We start from the raw sequence: 1,103 nt of genomic DNA, 5'->3' as shown, positions 1-1,103 counted from the left end.
GTTTCTGAAGCTTTGGTAATCATAGAAAACCTGGGAACTCCGGCGCAGCCGCAAGCAAGTATTGCGCAGCAACCAACTTGTGAAGATACCACCGGGACTATTTCGGTAACCACCGTACAGGGAATTACTTATACTCTTTTAGATGAAAACCAAAATCCATTAAATAATTCGATTACTAACAGTCAATTCAGCGGATTAGATGCTGGTACTTATTTTGTAAAGGCAGACAATGGTGATTGTGAGTCCGTTTCTGAAGCTTTGGTTATCATAGAAAATTTAGGAACCCCGGCGCAGCCACAGGCAAATATTTCACAACAACCAGGTTGCGAAGACACTACCGGGACTATTTCGGTAACTACGGTACAGGGAATTACTTATACGCTTTTAGATGAAAATCAAAACCCGGTAAGCAATTCGATTGCAAATGGTGAATTCAGCGGATTAGGTGCAGGTACTTATTTTGTACAGGCAGACAATGGCGATTGTGAGTCCGTTTCTGAAGCTTTGGTTATCATAGAAAATTTAGGAACCCCGGCGCAGCCACAGGCAAATATTTCACAACAACCAACGTGTGAGGATACCACCGGGACTATTTCGGTAACTACGGTACAGGGAATTACCTATAGCCTTTTAGATGAAAATCAAAATCCATTAAATAATTCAATTACTAACGGGGAATTCAGCGGATTAGATGCTGGAACTTATTTTGTACAGGGAAACAATGGCGATTGTGAGTCTGTTTCTGAAGCTTTGGTTATCATAGAAAATTTAGGAACTCCGGCGCAGCCACAGGCAAATATTTCACAACAACCAACGTGTGAGGATACCACCGGAACTATTTCGATAACGACCGTACAGGGAATTACTTACACGCTTTTAGATGAAAACCAAAATCCATTAAATAATTCGATTGCAAATGGAGAATTCAACGGATTAGGTGCAGGTACTTATTTTGTACAGGCAAACAATGGCGATTGTGAGTCTGTTTCTGAAGCTTTGGTAATCATAGAAAACCTGGGAACTCCGGCGCAGCCGCAAGCAAGTATTGCGCAGCAACCAACTTGTGAAGATACCACCGGGACTATTTCGGTAACCACCGTACA

General features: G+C 42.1%; 1 protein-coding gene. It reads left to right on the top strand.

Annotated features, from left to right (window positions below; all coding sequences use genetic code 11):
- Positions 1 to 1,103 (top strand): hypothetical protein (locus GUB10_RS15865; RefSeq protein ID WP_193712430.1); only part of this gene is annotated, 1,103 nt, incomplete at both ends.

Origin of the sequence: Salegentibacter sp. BLCTC (assembly GCF_015143665.1) — a bacterium.
In the GTDB taxonomy this organism is placed as follows: domain Bacteria; phylum Bacteroidota; class Bacteroidia; order Flavobacteriales; family Flavobacteriaceae; genus Salegentibacter; species Salegentibacter maritimus.
This window is presented reverse-complemented; position numbering and strand designations above follow the sequence as displayed.